The organism is Actinomyces sp. ICM39, assembly GCF_000282935.1.
Taxonomy (GTDB): domain Bacteria; phylum Actinomycetota; class Actinomycetes; order Actinomycetales; family Actinomycetaceae; genus Pauljensenia; species Pauljensenia odontolytica_B.
Genome location: NZ_ALCB01000022.1, coordinates 1 through 14,516 on the forward strand (window position 1 = coordinate 1; position 14,516 = coordinate 14,516).

7 protein-coding genes are annotated in these 14,516 nt (G+C 67.1%); 2 read left to right on the forward strand and 5 right to left on the reverse strand.

Annotated features, from left to right (window positions below):
• Positions 1–2 precede the first annotated feature (2 nt).
• Positions 3–1,109 carry a S8/S53 family peptidase gene (locus HMPREF1137_RS01350; protein WP_081493487.1) on the forward strand — a complete coding sequence of 369 codons (1,107 nt, stop codon included), beginning with the start codon at positions 3–5 and terminating at the stop codon, positions 1,107–1,109.
• A gap of 120 nt (positions 1,110–1,229) precedes the next feature.
• Here HMPREF1137_RS01350 and HMPREF1137_RS01355 read toward each other — a convergent pair whose 3' ends face one another.
• The 5 genes from HMPREF1137_RS01355 to HMPREF1137_RS01375 form a co-directional block, all read right to left on the reverse strand.
• Complete coding sequence (locus HMPREF1137_RS01355; RefSeq protein ID WP_034496218.1) at positions 1,230–2,438, reverse strand: S8 family peptidase; 1,209 nt, start codon at positions 2,436–2,438, stop codon at positions 1,230–1,232.
• A 31-nt stretch (positions 2,439–2,469) separates the two neighbouring features.
• Positions 2,470–3,975, reverse strand: coding sequence for a serine/threonine-protein kinase (locus HMPREF1137_RS01360; protein ID WP_007587962.1), 1,506 nt, complete (start codon positions 3,973–3,975; stop codon positions 2,470–2,472).
• Positions 3,975–6,452, reverse strand: coding sequence for a transglutaminase-like domain-containing protein (locus HMPREF1137_RS01365; protein WP_034496220.1), 2,478 nt, complete (start codon positions 6,450–6,452; stop codon positions 3,975–3,977). Before HMPREF1137_RS01365 ends, HMPREF1137_RS01360 begins: the two co-directional genes overlap by 1 nt.
• Positions 6,453–6,526: 74 nt before the next feature.
• Complete coding sequence (locus HMPREF1137_RS01370; protein ID WP_007587961.1) at positions 6,527–7,762, reverse strand: DUF58 domain-containing protein; 1,236 nt, start codon at positions 7,760–7,762, stop codon at positions 6,527–6,529.
• 7 nt (positions 7,763–7,769) lie between these two features.
• Positions 7,770–13,814: an Ig-like domain-containing protein gene (locus HMPREF1137_RS01375; RefSeq protein ID WP_007587965.1), complete on the reverse strand. Its 6,045-nt coding sequence runs from the start codon at positions 13,812–13,814 to the stop codon at positions 7,770–7,772.
• Between the two features lie 375 nt (positions 13,815–14,189).
• On the opposite strand from HMPREF1137_RS01375, the gene HMPREF1137_RS01380 reads away from it, so the two are divergent.
• Positions 14,190–14,516, forward strand: a 327-nt coding sequence (locus HMPREF1137_RS01380) for an ATPase domain-containing protein (RefSeq protein ID WP_007587960.1), incomplete at its 3' end; no start/stop codon positions are given.

A 14,516-nucleotide genomic window follows, 5' to 3' on the forward strand; every position in this document is an offset into this window, starting at 1 on the left:
CCCTGGCCACGGGCGCACTCACGGCGACGCCGGCCCCCGCGAGGGCCGATGACACCATCACCACCCAGGACTACTTCTCCTACTACAAACTCGACAGCACCCGAGCCAAGGGATACACCGGCACAGGCGTCACCATCGCCATGGTCGACGGCCCCGTCGACACCAGCGCCCCCGAACTGGCTGGCGCCAACATCACCGTCAAAACACCCTGCAAGTACGAAGCAACCAACGCGTCCAAGAGCCACGCGACCGCCATCGCCTCCATCCTGGTGTCCAAAAACTACGGCCTGGCACCCGACGCCACCCTCATCGCATACTCAACCCCTTCAGACGAAGACGAAGAGGGTTGCTCGCACGACGAGAAACTCAAGAGCTCTTCCTATGGCGCCTTTGAGCTGGCAATGAACGACGGCGCGCAGGTGATCTCTTACTCGAGATCGGATTATAACCACGAGCAGGCACCCTTGAAGTGGGCGATCGCTCGTGCCATGGCGCAGGGCGTCATCATCGTGGGCCCCATCGGCAACGACGCACGCGACGAAAACCATCTCTCCTTAGCCTGGTGGTCGGGCACGGTGGGCGTCTCCGCGGTCGATTCGACCGGCGAGTTTGCGAGCTATTCCTCGTGGGGCCAGGGAGTCGTCGCCGCGGGCGTGGGCGGGCCTATCAAGGCGCGCGACTACGACACCGGCACCATCACCGACACTCAGGGAACCTCGTTTGCGACTCCGATCGTGGCCGGGCAGATCGCCCTGGCGCGCTCGCGCTGGCCCGAGGCGACCCCCAACCAGATCCTGCAACTGGTCACCCACAGCGGGCTCAACCTGAACAACGAGTGGAACCAGTACACCGGCTACGGCGTTCTCAACATGGGTAGGATGATGAAGACCGATCCCACCCAGTTCCCCGACGAAAACCCCCTGGCCGACAAGGGCGGCGGCTCCACCCCCACCCCCGCCGAAGTGCAGCAATACATTGACGGCATCGTTCCCTTCTCGGAGGTCAGTTTCGATGACAGCTACGTCTATCGCGGGGTCAACGAAAACGCGACTGCAAGAGAAGGCCTCAAGGCCCACATCGGCACCAGCCCCGCCTACCACCGAAAGTAGCCACTCCCCCGTGCCCGAGCCCCGGCCTCGTTCAGCCTGAGGCGCGAGCGCCCGGAAGCGGAAAGACGAGAGCCCCTGCACCCACACGACCGTGGGCTGCAGGGGCTCGTCGTCTACCGGCTACTTCTTCTTACCGGTCACTTTCTTGTGGTAGCGCGGGCTGGTCCCCAGGTGAACGGGATAATCATGCTGATCGCCACGCGCCATACGCTCATCCAACCCCCGGTAGGTGTACGAACGATCATTTTGGATCAGGCGAGGATCCACCACACCATCGGAATAGTCCGCCACATCCTGGCGAGTAGGAATCGACTCATTCCCCTTATCCATAAATGGATTCTCGTCCGGGAAGTCCCTCGGGTTCGTTGTCAGCAGCGCATACGTATCCAGCGCCCCGAAACCCGTGTACGGGTTCCACTGCCCGCCATTTCCGCCCACGCCCGTACGCGCCAGCCCCTGCATGATCTGATTGCCCGTCGCGCGCGGCCACCGCTCCATCGACAACGCCAGAGAGCCAGCGACGATAGGGGTCGCAAACGACGTGCCCCACCACTCGCCGCGCTCCATCGACGTGCTCGACCGCGCGATCGGACGCCCCAGGGCAGCGGTCGAAATGGGATTCCCCCAATTCGTGTAGTCGGACGCGTGCCCGTTCGACTCAATCGCAGCCACACCCACGACGCCACTCCATGCGGGTAACCACGCCGTCGAATCCCGAGTCGAATCGTTGCCCGCACAAGCCACAACCGGGACCTGCTGTGAGATGGCTCGGGCGAGAGCCCACCGCATCCCCTCGTAGTTGTTTTCCGGATAGCTCGACGAGGTCGTGATGACCGCTACCCCATCGTTCAGCGCGGTCTCAATGAGGAACGCCAGATCGGCATACCCACGTGACCGCTGACGAAACGCGCAATCCTGCCCCGTCGTGTCACCCGCGAACGACACCGTGTACGCCTTCAGCCGCGCACCGGGGGCCACCCCGAACTGCGGGGAGACCAGGATCTGCGCGATCACCGTCCCATGATCCCAGTGCGCATCCAACGAGCTCACCGAGCACGGCGTGTAGGACTCGATGTGCGCACCCTGCAGCTCAGGGATGCCCGCGTTGACAGGGCCGTCAATCAGCGCAATCGTAATGCCCTCGCCCGTATACCCCGCCGAATGAATCGAATCCAGGCGATAGTGGGAGTAGAAGGGCTGCTCCCCCGCCGTAATCGCCGAATCCGCTGAGGCAGGGGTCGCGGGAAGTGCCAACGCACCCACCGCGAGCGCCGCAGCCACCCCCGCGCCAGTGCAACGGCGCAACAGTCGAGCATTCTCGTGTCTCATGACAGTGTCCTCTCGCCTCGCCGATCTGCGGCTACGGCATCGTCACGCACTGCGTGACCGGCGCGGACTCGCGTCCACTCACCTCTGCAACGACGCTGACCGTCAGGCAGTTCTCGCCGCTCACGGCCGTCGTCGTCAGGGAGTTGCGGCGCATGGTCTCAGCGACCACGGCCTCGCCCGGACGCTCCAGCACGTACTTGAAGACGAACTGATCGACCTTGTTCTGACCCTGCTGGGGGATATCCCAGCTCCACAGGATCTCCGTGCCCTTCGGGGTCGCAACGACCTCCGCGACGGCAGCGGGCGGCGCGCCTCCCGCGTCGTTCACGCTGCCATCATCCGGCGTCTCGCTCGTCGGTCCGGCAGTCGGATCCGAGGCACCACCAACATGGATACTGTGTCCGCCGCCCGTCAGCATCGCCACAACCAGACCGGCCGTCGCAAGCACCATGACGACAGCGAGAACGGGCAACACCCACTTGGGGCGCTTCGACTCACCCTCGACCAACCCGGTACGGCTCGTCGTCGAGTTCCCAGCCCACGCCTCGTCCAACGAAGCATGGGCGCCATCGGCGAAGCTCCCGCGGCGCGTGCGCGTACGCTCCGCATCCAGGGCAGCCGGCGAGGGCGACGACAGGGCCGAGGAGGGCGCGCTCGAGGAGGCGACGACACTCAGTTTCATCTCCGTCACCGGGCGGTGCATCTCCCGCTCAATCGTCTGCAGCGCATAGCCCAGCGCCGCCGCGGAACCGAAACGCTGCTCCGGATCCAGGCTCATCGCGCGGCGCACGATCGCCGTCACCGCGTCAGGCACACCCGGGCGGTCAATGCGCGACACGCGTCCGCGCGCCACGCGCTGAGCGACCGCCTTCACAGAGTTATCCCCGTCGACCACCTCGAAGGGCGAACGGCCCATCAGCAGCGTCCACAGGGTCGCCCCCAGGGCCCACACGTCCTGCGTCGGGTGAGCACGCGCCGTGCCCGCAATCTGCTCCGGGGGCGCCCACATCACCGAAAACGCATCCCGGCCGCTGCGCGGATCAGCGCCCACCGGCTCCGACACACCAAAGTCCGTCAGCACCGGTGACCCGTAGGCGTTGATCATGATGTTGCTCGGTTTGATGTCGCGGTGCACGTAGCCCGCGCGATGCAGCATCTCCGCACCACCACACATGCGGATCACCATCGACAGGGCGCGATCCGTCGCCATCGGGTTCGCACGCACCTGATCGAGGATATTCGCGACCGGGCAATACTCCATCACCAGGTAGGGGCGACCGTCCGACGTGCGCCCCGCACCGTAGAGCTGGGCGACGGCCGGGTGACCCGACACGAGAGCCATGACGTCCGCCTCGCGGGCGATCCCGGCCTCACCGTCCGCCCCGCGGTCCCGACGGGCGACCTTGACGGCCACCTCGCGGCTGGGCAGCTCCTGACGGCACAGGAACACGTCCGCGAAACCGCCCGCCCCCAGGGGGCGAATCCACTGGTATCCCGGTATCGCCGGCACCATTCCGACGCGAGCGTCGCTATCCATCAACGTTTCCCTTTCCCACGGCCACTGACGCGCCCAATCATCGAACGACGCCCCTCACCGGAAGCTGCTGCCGCCTGGCGGCGTGCACGTCGGCGCCAACGCAACGACTTCAGCGACAGGGCGTGGCGCACCCGCGCGAATACCGACACCGACGAAGCCCACTCGCGGCGCAGCTCATCCACGTCATTCCACGCCTGCTCGGCGTCCTGCGGGCGTGCTCCTGTCACCGCGAAGTCAGCGACGTCCGCTCGGCGTGCGACCGTCACGACGCGGGGCACCGCGCCGGAGAACAGCGACCAGCCGGGCACGCGCACGTCGGCCGCCGAGCGCGTGCGCGCCTTACGGGACTTGCGCGACGATGCCTCGTCGCCCTCAGAAGTATCAGGGGCCCACTGCGAGGCGAGCGCCCACGCGACCTCCTGGCGCGTCAGGTGCGGCTCCACCACCAGTCCAGAGTCGATCGCAGTGTCCACCAGCTCATCCCACGAGCCGCGCACCGCTTCGGCGGCCTGCGCCTTGCGGCGAGCCTTGCGGCGGCGAGACTTCGCCAGGAGCACCACCAGCACCGGGCCGAGGAGCACCAGCAGCGACAGGGACACCGTGCCGATCGCCATCCACGGGATATGCAGGCCGTTCGGATCGTGCGGATCCGTCGCCTGGTCGCGGGTAGCCGGAGGCAGCTCAACCGGCTGCTCCGGGGGCTCCGGCGGCTGCAGAACCTGCGGCTTAGGCACGGACTTCGGCTTGTTGACCTGCGTCGTGGGCTGCTGGTCTCGCGGCGGTGTCGGGTCGAAGGTCGCCCAGCCGACGCCGGGGAACTCCACCTCGACCCACGCGTGCATGTCCGCGCCCGTCAGGTCCACGTTGCCCGACGTTCCCTCGCGGTACGCGCCCATCACGACGCGGGCGTTGATCCCCTGCGAGTGCAGCATGAGCGCCATGAGGGTCGCGTACTGCTCGTCGTCGCCCACCAGCATGTCCGCGCCAATCATGCGCTGGATACGGTCCTGGGAGGAACCCGGACGCGAGTTAATCGTGTCCTCGTTCGAGTAGTAGCCGTCCGTGTGCAGGAAACTTTCAATCGCGCGGGCCTTCTCCAGGTCCGAACGCGCGGTCAGCGTGTGCTCGGCAGCGAGCGTATCCACGTCCTTGGGGACGTTCGTGTCGCCCCCGGCGTAGCGGGCGGCCTCAACGCTGGCGAACTCCGCGTCCGCGCGGTCACGAGGCATCGTCAGGCTCATCGTGTAGCCCATCTCCCCGGCGGGGCCCGTCGTCAGCGCGGTCTCAGCCCACAGGTCGTAGTTCAGGCCCTTCTGCTGGTCGGCTGCGAGAGGGTCACTCGGGTCGAACTCCAGGACGTGCACCTGACCGATCGTGGGCACCCACGGTCCCAGCAGCTGCGACGTCGAGACAGTCGTCTCAACCTCGGCCTCGTTCGCGTTGCGGCCCGGGATCGTCGAACCGACGCGGCGGTATCCCGCCGTGCCATCCGCATTCGCCACGCCCATGCCGAAGGTCGTCCCGTCGTACACGTCCATCGCGCCCAGGCGCACGCGCGCCTCCTTGGGCATGTTGGTCACGTGAATCAGGGACGAATCCTCGAGGTCCTTGTTGTAGTGGCGGTAGCTCGACAGCGGCGAAGGGTACTCGCGCGCATCCACGGGCGGCTCCACAACGTCGCGCCCCACGACACGGTCCGAGGCCGTGGGCCCCAGCACGGACGCTGCCGGAATCGCGGCCGCGACCATGACGCCAACCATCAGCGAGGCCATACCCACGCGCCACCACAGGTGCACGATCTGACGCGAGGACCCACCCATCGTCGTGGACGCCGACGTCGTCGATGCCGACATGCCAATGACGATGTCAGCACCCGAGCGCGCCCGGCCAATCGCCGAGGCCCACGACCACCAGGCGATGAGGGCCACCCACCAGACGATGACGAGAATGAGGTTCGGGGTGTGGTTCGTCGGGCCCCACACGATCGCAATCACGCCGCACAGGATGAGGGCCGCCGAGCCCCACATCGGGCGCGCGTAGCGCACCGTGACGACGCCCGCAGCGACCGAACACACGAGGCACGCCATCCACGGCACCATCGCCGGCCCCACATAGGAGCCAGCAGGAGGCGTCAGCGTCAGCAGGTCCTTCCAGGCCTCGACCGCGCCGATGACAAGCGTCTGGAGGGTCCGGGACGTAGGCACCACGACCCAGCGGGTCGTCTCACGCAGGGCCGCGGGCCCGCCGAGCAGGAAGTAAGCGGCCACGACGCAGGCCACGATCGACAGCAGGTCCCAGCGCCACCTCGACGCCGCCCAGGACACGAGCAGACCGACAAGGACACCCAGGCCCGCGGCAATCGCGCCCTCTCCCCCGCCGAAGACGGACTCGAACATGACAATGGGGCCCACGAAGAGGACACCCAGCACCAGCAGCGACCACGCGGGCATGGCCGCGCGACGCATCGAGCCGCCCATCGTCGTCTCGGTAGCCTCCGAGCGACGCGAACGACGCGGCGGTGCCTGATGGGCCGCAGGACGAACGGGAGCGCTCACGCAGACACCCCCCTCGACACCAGCATCGGCAGATCTTCCAGCGACGGGCAGTCAATGATGACGCCTCGGCTAATCTTGCGGCGGCGCCTCGCGCGCCCCGGCGCCACACGAATGACGGACACGGTCACGTCGACCGGCGCAATATTGGCCAGGCGAGCCGCCTCCTCGTCATCCACGGACTCACTCACCACGATCGACAGAACCGAAATCCCGCCGCGCTCCATGATGCAGCGCCGAACGACACCCGCGAACTCCGAGCGCGTCGACGTCTCCATCTCCGACAGAGCATCCAGCATCGCCATCGGCGTGCCCGTGGGAATCCACTCATCCGCCGTATGCATCGACACCGTACGCGCCTCGCCCGAGCCGGCAATCGCGAGCGACGCCGCAACGGACACACCCGTCTCGAAGGCGCGACGCCCCCACGAGTCAATCCTCGTATCCAGCAGCACCATGTGGTGCGAGCGGTGCGTCTCCTCAAACTGGCGCACGATCAGGCGCCCGTAGCGGGCCGTCGACGGCCAGTGCACCGCGCGACGGTCATCGCCCGGCTCGTAGTCTCGCAGGGCGTGGAAGGACACGTCCGAGCTCGTCAGCTTCTCGCTGGCCACGCCCTCGACGTCCATCTGCATGCCCGTCGCGTCAAAGGAAAAACGCACCGTCGGAGGATGCACGTGCACGAGGATCGGGTCATCCCACTGGCGCACGCGGCGCAGCAGGCCCAAGCCATCCATACGCACCGTGCGCGCCGGACCCACGTTGATCACGCCGCGACGCTTCGTCATCACCGAGAAGGCCTCGTTCCACGTCCCGTTCCCGCTAATCGGGGGGACCAGGAACTCGCCACTGCCTCGTCCGATCGTGACCTCCACGAGGGTCGACCCCGAGCGGCGAGCCGACTCGTTAACGACGCGCACGCGGCCCACCGCCACCTGACCGGCAACGATGCGATCGTTCTGCATACGCAGCGACACCGCCAGCGGAGACGGGGACGCCACCGACGCGATCGCCACCACGAGGGCCACCAGGCCCATGACGGCCACCACGAAGCCCTCGATCCAGCCAAAGGAGACCGCGGCCACCGCGCCCGCGACGAGAGCGATGCTCACCGCCCAGCCCACCGGCGTCAGTGCGCTCAGCCAACGCGACAGCCACACGAAGGCGGGAACCGCCTCCAAGCGGGCGCGCGCATTGCGCCACGCCGCCTTGATGATTCGACGAAGTTTCTTCACGTGTTCACTACTCCGGATGACATTCGAGCAGGTACGGGCCGCGTTGCCTGAATTCATCCTCACTGCCTGCGAGAGTGATCGCACGCGTCTCGAACGGGCCCGCACCTTTGATGTGCACCGTCTCCGTACCGCCCGTCTTTTCGTTACGGACCGTGCACACGTGGTTACTCGACGAACCCGACCAACCCGGAGCGTTCAGCGAGAACGTGTGGCACGAGCCCGCGGAGAATCCGCGCTCCTCGCCGCTGCAGGTCTCCACCCACTGCGCGCTCACATCGAGCTTCGTGAAGGTCTCGGGGTGCTTAGTCATCGTTCTGGACCCCTGCGAGTTCACAGCGGTGACCGTCGCCTGGTAACGAGTTCCCTGCGCCAGATCCGAGAACGTCGCCGAGGTCATGTCACGAGTCATAGTCTTTGTTTCGCCGCCCAGCGACACGCGGATCTCGGTCACCGCCGGGTTTGCACCCACCGGATCCCACCGCACCGTCACGCTCGTCGAGTTGACATCTGTGAGCCGTACGTCCACGTTCGACGGCACACCCGTCGCCTGGCCGACCGCCGCCACCGGCGGGGAAGCCGCGTTCGGGCTACTCACACCCACGCCCGTCTGGCAGAAGTAGAACGTCTGCTGCTCCCAACCGGTCACCGTCAGAGTCTGACCGTTCTCGACCTGCGTCCCAGTGGCACACGCTTCCGGCGAACTCGCGTAACGCAGCGTCAGGCGCGACGCGTCGAAGCCTCGGCCCGGAACGCGCACCAGACCGTCCACGCGCACCTTGCCTTCTTCTCCGATACCAGACAGGGTCGGGGCCGCGATCTCAACGGGGACCGTGGCGACATTTACCGTCGTGGTCGCGGGATCCGACTTGTCGCCGTCGGCGTTGTACAGCACCACCTTCACGGGCACGTCGGTGTCCGCCGGCACGCCGGAAACGTTAACGGACAGATCAGTCGCTTTGGCAGTAACTGGCTCCTTATTATTCACCGTGACCTCCGCCCGGCCCCAGCCACTTCCATTCGACTGACCGGGCGTCCAGGACACCGTGACCGTCGCAGTCGACGCGTCGGGCGCCATAGCCGACGTGGAGGCGGAAACATTGCCCAGAATGGACGGCGGGCCGTGCGGGCTACCCTGCGTCGAATTAGACACCGGCGAGGGGGACTTCGCATTGTTCTGCGCCTGGATGGACACCAAGTAGCTGGCGCCGTTCTGCAGGCCGCGAATGGTCGTGGTGTTCTCCGCCGTAGCGGACACGGACTGCGCGATCGGCTGACCGCCCGCCTGCGGCGCGACGAAGACCGTGTAGGTGTGGACCGCCGATCCCCTAGTGGTCGCGTCCGCCCACGAGACGATCAGGCCACCATCCGTGCCCTCGACCGTGGGCGCGGCCATCTGATCGGGCACCGCGTCAACATACGCAGGCGCGGAGGGCGCCGACGGGTCCGAATCCCCGGCCTCGTTGTGGGCGATGACCGTGAAGGAGTGTTCGACGCCGTTTTGCAGGCCCGTCACTTCCATGCCCGGGTTGGTCGTGCGTTTGGACTCCCCGCTCACCGAGTCGATGATCGTGTACCCCGAAATGGTCCCACCGTTGGCAGCGGGCTCCTGGAAGCTCACGAAAGCACTGCCCGGGCCGGTCGCGGTCGCGGTCACCTTCTGCGGCGGGTCGGGTCGGTCCAGGACCTTGACGATGACGCGGCCCTGCACGACGCGGTCCGGGTCGTTCGTCGCGTCCATGACGCGGTAGACGACGATCATGTCACCGTGGAAGCCCGCCTTGGGGGTCACCGTCAGCACGTTGCCATCACCCGCCGCGGTGCCCTGACCCACGTGCACGGACGCGTCCAGGACCACGAGCGGATCCGGGAACGGGTTCGTCGTGTACTCCGACAGGTTCACGGTCGCCGTCTGACCCGCGTTGACCTTGATGCGTGCGTCCGTCGTCGTCACGAGGGGCTTGGAGGACTTCACAATCGTCACCGGAATGTCGGCGTTGACCGCGCCCGAGCCGTCGTCCACGCTCACCGTGATCGCGCCGACCGGCCCCTTGGGCTGGTCCTTCTTGCCCGACACGGTCAGCGTGTAGCCGTCCAGGGACACGTCGATGCCGCCGGGGACCTTCACCACACGATAGTCGAAGGAGCTCTTCGCCTGGTCGTCCGGGTCGTCCACCATCTGGGTGAGATCAACCTTCACGTTCTCACCCTGACCCACGAGGATCGGGGTCGGGGTTAGGCGCGGAGGCAGGTTCCTCGCGGGCTGAATCGTGATCGGGATCGTCAGCGTCGAGGACAGGGCCGACTCATCATCGACAGAACCGTCACGCACCGTGAAGGACACCGAGGCGCGGCCCGAGGCCGTGTCGGGCGCCGTCAGCACGATGTGCGAGGAATCCTGCAGCGTCGCCGAGTCGATGCCGCCGCTGGCCTTGACCGTCGCCGAGTCGGTGATCACCGGGGAACGCGAGTTGTCGCGCACGAGCACGTAGTCGTTGATGTCGAGGGTGAGGGCGGACCCCGCACGCATCGCCACCGGGATGCGCGTCATATCGAGGCGCGGAGCCAGCAGGTCCGTGCCCGGGACCGTCACGACGGCGCTCGCCTTGAGCCCATCGGGGTCCGTCACCGTGTAGACGACGAGGCGACGGCGCGCGTCCGGGCTAATCGACAGGTTCTGGCCGGACACGCTCACGCCCGATCCATCCGATGAGATCGTCAGAGCACCCGTCGTGCCGTCCGGGTCCTCGTCGTTGACGAGCACGGGAACGCTCACGGGCTTGGAGTCGGAGGGCAGATCCGCGACCGACACGACGTCGTCGCGGGCGATCGGTGCGCGCAGCGGCGCCTCAGCGTCCACCGTCACGGTCAGCTGCCCCTGGGCGCGACCTCCTCGGCCGTCCTGAATCTGGTAGGCGACGACGAACACGCCATTGGAGGCGGGGGCCTTGACCGTCACCGTATCCTCGGCCATCGTCACGGTCGCCGACTCATCCGACACCGTCACGGTCGCCGGATCCGTATCGACGGTGAGAGCGTCGCCGTCGGCATCCAGGTCGTTGCTCAGGACGTTAATGCTCACCTCACGGCCCGGTCGCACCGTCACCGAGTCCGGGACGGCGGTCGGGTTATGGTTCTGCGATCCAGGCGGCGCAATGCCGACGCGCACGCGCGCACGGCCCTGCACGCCGAGGCGGTCCTCGACGATGTAGGAGAACGTGTCCGTGCCGGTCGCATCATCCGAAGGCGTGTACTCCAGCCACTCCGTGCCCAGCACGACGCTGCCCTTGGCGGGCGGCTGATCGATACCGACGAGGGCCACCGAGTCGCCGTCCGGGTCGATGCCCGTCAGCGGCACGGGAATACGCGTCATCTGGCCCTGCACGGCCCAGGCGCTCAGCGCCTTGGGAATGGGCGCGCTGTTCGCGGCGGAGGCCGCCACGACCTCGAAGGTGACGGTCGACGTCGCACGGTTACCCACCGAGTCCACGACCGTGTACGCCACGCGGACGACCCCGGCCTCAGATCCGGCGGCCAGACGCACCTGGTTACCGGTCACGAACACCGTTCCCAGCTCCGAACCCGACAGGACCGTGACGTCGGGATCCAGGTTCAGCGACAGGCCAATCGGCGAGCGATCGTTGCTCAGGACGCTCACCGAACCAATGTCGTCGGCGCGCACCTTCGCGGTGTCCGGCGAGGCCTCGGGCGGAGTCTCCTCGCTCTGCGCATCCGTGGGGATGACGCTCACCTGAGCGGTCGCGGAACCCGCGCCGTTGGAGACCGTGTACGTAAAGGAGGTGACATCGCTGAGGCCGCCGGGCGCGGTAATGCGCAGCAGGTGACGCTCAATGAGGGTCACCTCGAGACCCGAGCTCGCGGGCACGTCAATCGACTGGACGACGAGCACGCCGCCCGACGGGTCCGTGTCATTGGCCAGCGGAGCGATCAGCGACGCGCCACCGCTGGGCAGCACCGCCAGGTCGTCCTCGGCGATCGGGAGCGCATGCGTGTCGTCATCGACCACGTCCACGCGGATGACACCCACCGTCGTGGACGGGCCGTCCGACACCGTGTACGTGAACTGGAAGGAACCCGGCACCGAGCCCGTGAACGTCAGGATGCCTCGTGACAGATCCGCCGACACGGACGTGCCAGCCGGGGGCGTTCCCGCCGCGACGAGCGAAATCGCATCGCCGTTCGGATCCGTATCATTCGCAATCGGGTCAATCGCCAGGGCCTCGCCCACGCGGGCCACGTAGAAGTCAGCGCGCGCCACCGGCGGAACGTTACCCGCCTCCTGGACGCTCACCTGCAGCTCGCCCGTCGTCTCGGCGTGTCCGTCCGACAGGGTCACGCTCAGCACCTTCGTACCCGCGCCCGAACCGAGGTCGCGGATCTGCACCGTCCCGTCCTCCGTGAACTGCGCGGCGATACCCTCGGGAGCGACCACGGACTTGAGGAAGAACTGGTCGCCGTCCGGATCAATCCAATCCGACAGCAGGTTGTACTCCACCTGAGCGTTCGCACCGACCTTGACGACCGGGCGCTTGACCTGGCGCGGCCCCTCGTTCTGCGTCCACGGGTGGATCGTCACGCGCACGGTCGCGGTGGCGCCCGCGAGGCCGTCCGAGGCCTCGTACGTGAAGGACGTCGACCCGCTCGTCAGGTTCTCGGGAACCTCCGTGATCTGCAGGGCGCGACCGCCCCTCGTGCGCACGACCGTCCCGAACTCCGGGTTCGTCACGGCGCGCGCGGTCAGCACATCGCCGTCGTCATCCGAGTCGTTATCGAGGACCGGCAGCAGCGTCGAACGACCCGGGCGGATGCCGAAGTCGTCGTCCACGGCCTCTGGCGGCGTGTTCTTGTCGTTGTGTTCCGGCTCCGAGACCTGCTCGCGCTGATCCGGGGTCGGAGTGTCCTCTTCTTCCTGCTCCTCGGTGGGAATCTGATCCCAGTTGTTGACGAGGACCATGTTCTTGTCCGGCAGCCACAGCGTGCCCGTCGAGACATCGTTGAGGACGATGCGCGTGCGGTTCGTGCGGAAGACGGCGGAGGTGGCCTCGGCAAGCGTCGGAACAGTCTGCGCCTGGTTGCGCGACTTGTCCGTGCACGTGCGCACGAACGCGCCCGAGCCGGCCCACGCGCCGTAGGAGCAGCCGTTGTGGAAGACGGGGGCAGCCGGGTTGCCCTTCGTACCCGCGTCGGAGGCGGGCTGACGCTCGACGGACTTGCCGTTGAGGGAGACGGCCACGAGCTCCGAATCGGTCGCGAGCAGCACAGATGCGGCCTCGTCGCCCGGGTCCTGCAGGACCGCGCCGGTCACGTGTTCCTCGACGAGGTTGCGGAGTTTCCCACCGGGCAGGACGAGGGTATTACCGGACTGGTCGTAGATGACGGGCTTGTCGCCGACCGCCGTGATCGTCAGGGGGCCGGCGGGCTGGAAATCCTTGATAGTGGTCGTCTTCGCGCGCCACGTCTGGCCTTCCTTGACGACGGTGACCAGCGACGAGGAACCGGCCGAGTAGGCAAACACCGTGCCCGTGCGCGACACCGTGACGACGCCGTCGCTCAGGTCCTTGGCGACCGCGTCTTCGGCTGCGAACGAAATGGAGGCGGGTTCACCCGCGTTACCGACCCACAGGAGGCCGGCGGCCGGGTCGAGGACCGCCAGAACGGAGCCGCCCTGCACCTGGGTGGCTCCCTCGGGCAGGGTCACAGCCTGGCCGATTGAGAAGGAGGTGGGCTTGACGGGCGACACCGTGCGCGTCACCGTCTCCCCCAGCGTCACGTCGCCGCCAGCCTGACCGATGTCGAAGGACGCGGACTTGACGGACACGGTGCCATCGAGCATGAGCGAGTCGTAGTTGAGGTGGCCCAGGAGCTTGCGGTCCTGGTTCGTCACCCAGATACCGCCGTCATCGACGCTGACCTGCGTGACCTCGACGCCGCGGTAGACCACCGCGAGAACGCACAGCATCGCAGACACCACGAGGACGGCGATCGCGGGCATCCGCTTCGACCAGGTGTTTCGCGATTGACGCGCCTTGTTCATGGGGCTTCCTCAGTCTTCATCTGCGCACTGTTGTGGGGCGGGATCTGTATCCGCGGGTGGCATGGTGAGCCATTCCAAGGATACACACCGACCAACCCTATGGATAAACGCTCGAGACAACAACAGGTACTGAATAAGCGCGCTCACTCAACGGTTCATTCGCGCGATGTTTCCGCGCATGCTGCGCGCACGAGAACCTGACCACAGTGACGTATTTGTACGCGCAATGTCCTTCAACGAGGCTGGGGCCGGGGTCCCGCCTCCCCCACTCATCCCCTCTCACAGCGGCGCGCGAAGCCCCCTGGGCACCCACACCTGCCCGCTTCCTCGCGCGCGCGAACCGCAGATGAGGGCGGGTCGGGTTACGGTGAGTGCATGGCGAAAGAAAAGATCACCTACCGCTGCTCCGACTGCGGCTGGACCTCCCCCAAGTGGGTGGGCCAGTGCCGCGAGTGCGGGGCGTGGGGCACGGTCGACCAGGCGGGCGAGGTGACGGGGGGTGCACGGACGGCGGCCACCACCCCGCGGCGTCCCGCTCTGCCCATCGGAGAGGTCGACGGGGAACGCGCCTCGTCGCGCTCCACGGGCGTGGGCGAGCTGGACCGCGTGCTCGGCGGCGGCATCGTCCCCGGTGCGGTGATCCTTCTGGCCGGCGAGCCCGGCGTCGGCAAGTCGACGCTGCTTCTGGACGTGGCCGCGAAG